The following is a 2,630-nucleotide window of genomic DNA, read 5'->3' on the forward strand; positions in this document are numbered from 1 at the left end:
GGGCCGCCGGCTCCGTTCTGCGGCGGAAACCCCCTTTTTCCACCCCCGCGGACCGCGTCACCCTCGGCAGGGCCGGCATCGTGGCCTGCTGTGCCGCCGAAACGGTGGTGGGGTTGATCGCCGGAGCCGGAACCGGACCAGACCTTCTGGTGGTGGTCCTGGGCACGGCCGCGTTCCTGCTCGATGCCGTCGACGGACGGGTGGCCCGGTTCACGGGATGTGCCACGGCCGAGGGTTCACGCCTGGATTCGGATACGGACGCCGCGCTGGTCCTGGTGCTGTCCTGCGCCGCGGCGGGAAAGTTCGGCCTGTGGCCCCTGGGCATCGGCCTGATGTACTACGCGTTCCTCGCAGCGGCCTGGTTCCGGGCGTCCCTGAAGAACCCGCTGCCGTCCAGCACGGTCCGCAGGGTCATCGGAGCCACCCAGCCGGCCGCCCTGCTGTTCGCCCTGTTGCCGGGGGTGCCTCCGCCGCTGGGAGCCATGGTGCTCGGGCCGGCGCTTGGGCTGCTGGCCTTTTCATTCGGGCGGGACGTGGTCGAGCTGGAACGGCTCCGGGCAAGCCGCGCTTCGGCCGCCGGCTCCCCCGCCATACGGGCCGGAACACCGGCAGGAACCTAACGCGGTGCGGGTCTCGGCGCCAGGTCCATCGTCGCCGGGCCCTGGATGACGGCGCCGTCGGCGGAAAACCGCGAGCCGTGGCAGGGGCAGTCCCACGTCGAATCGTCCGCGTTGAACGCGACCGTGCAACCCAGATGCGTGCAGATGGCCGAGACGGCGAGGAGGCCCCCGGCAGCGCCAGCGTAGACGGCGGTCATTTCGCCATCGATCTCCACGACGGTGCCTTCGCCGGGTCTCAGCCCGGCGACGGCCGGTTGATCCGGCAGCCGGTGTGGGGGCGGCTGGTCCGGTTGCTGCCGCACCCCGCCGGCCTGGCGGGCGGAAGGGCGGTTGGTATCGAATACCGCGGCCCAGGGGTTGTGACGGCCCGACAGGGTGTCGGCCAGGATCAGGGCGGCCGCGGTGCCGTTGGTCAGGCCCCATTTGCGCAGGCCGGTGATCACATGAAGGTGCGCCGCCGTCGGAGTCAAAGTCCCGGCGTAGGGCAACCCGTCGACGGGCATGTTGTCCTGCGTGGACCAGCGGAAGCTGGTCTCCCCGGTGCCGAGGCGTTCCCGGGAGAAAGCCGCGAGGCGGCGGTACCGCTCGGCGGCATCGCTGGCCTCGGCGGCACGGTGCCCCTCGCCGCCGGTGAGAACGAATCGGGAACCCTCAATGTCGATCGCCAGGATGGAGCGCATCGGTTCGTCGACGCTGATGAAGGTCCCCTCCAGGGGCACGGCGGGTGCCAGGCTGGCAACGACGTAGGAACGGTGCAGGTAGCAGCGCTCGGCAAACAGGCCGGCGTCGCCAACGGGGACGTTGGTGGCAATGATCACCTCGCGCGCCCGGACGGTGCCGCTCCCGGTCCCGACGGCGGCGGGCACCCCGTCTTGGACCGAGGTGACGCGCGAGTCCTCCAGTACGTGGCTTCCGCTCCCGTCCACGGCGCGGGCGAGGCCTTGGAGGTACTTGACCGCGTGGAGTTGCGCCTGGCCGTCGAACCGGACTGCGCCCCGGGCACCGAACGGCAGCGGCACCTCGGAGGTAAAGACGGCTGGCAGGCCGAGCCGCCCGGCCAGGGCCGCCTCGCCGCGGACCCGGGCGAGGGCGTCGTCGGATTCTGCGTAGGTGTAATTGGATACCCTGCGGAAGTCGCAGTCGATGCCCTCCTCCGCGACGACACGCGCAATGTGCTCGATGGCGGCCTGGTTGGCCTGCCCGTACGTGCCCGCCACGTCCGGTCCGTGCCGGTCCGCGAGTTCGGTGTAGGCCAGCCGGTGCAGGGAGGTGACCTTGCCGGTGGTGTGCCCAGTGACGCCGGTGCCAATGCGGGCTGCCTCCAGGACCGCGACGGTGCTGCCGGCGCGCTTGAGGGCCAGCGCCGCCGTCAGGCCGGCGATCCCTCCCCCGACGACGGCGACGTCGACCTCAAGATCCGTGTCCAGGGAGGGATAGCGGGTGGTACCGGTTGTGGCGATCCAGAGCGAAACCTGCCGTCCTTCGAGCCGTTCACCCACGGCGGCGCCTTCTGCTGAACATCCGGAATCAGAGGCCCTCAGTAGCTTCCAGACGGCCGGAGCGAACCGCGTCGGCGAAGGCCTGGTAGTCCTTTTCGTTCTGGTCCGCGTACCGCTCGGAAAAATCGCTGATGGAGCGTTCGAACTTGTCGCTCTTACCGAGGTAGGACGCGATCGCGATGGGGTCGCCGGACCGGGCGTGGGCCCGCGCCAGCGTCCAGCCGCAGGCGTCGGCATAGAAGGTCATGCCGAGCGGCTTCATCCCTTCCACAACGGCTGAGCCCTTCATGTCACGCAGTTGGCGCCAATACAGGTACCGGTTGTCCTGTACCCCCTTGGTCCACCCCAGGAAGATGTCACTCGCGGCCTGCATCATCCGCTGGCCCTGCACCACGCGCTCGCCCGGCTGCTTGAACTTGCTCTTCGGCAAGTGGTCCTCGAGCACCGACCTCGTCGCCTCCTTGACCTGGAGGAACAAGGGGTCCTGTTGATCGCGTCCTTGGAGCAGGAC

3 protein-coding genes are annotated in these 2,630 nt (G+C 69.8%); 1 reads left to right on the forward strand and 2 read right to left on the reverse strand.

Translation table 11 applies throughout. The annotated features are described in order from the left end of the window. Positions 1-620 (forward strand): CDP-alcohol phosphatidyltransferase family protein (locus LQV45_RS25030; RefSeq protein ID WP_230009324.1); only part of this gene is annotated, 620 nt, incomplete at its 5' end. Here the strand turns inward: LQV45_RS25030 and LQV45_RS25035 are convergent. Next, positions 617-2,119, reverse strand: coding sequence for an FAD-dependent oxidoreductase (locus tag LQV45_RS25035; RefSeq protein WP_230009325.1), 1,503 nt, complete (start codon positions 2,117-2,119; stop codon positions 617-619). The two genes, LQV45_RS25030 and LQV45_RS25035, sit on opposite strands and share 4 nt — an antisense overlap. A gap of 28 nt (positions 2,120-2,147) precedes the next feature. Next, a partial coding sequence (locus LQV45_RS25040; RefSeq protein WP_230009326.1) for a DUF2252 family protein occupies positions 2,148-2,630 on the reverse strand: 483 nt, incomplete at its 5' end.

Source organism: Microbacterium sp. Bi128 (assembly GCF_918698205.1).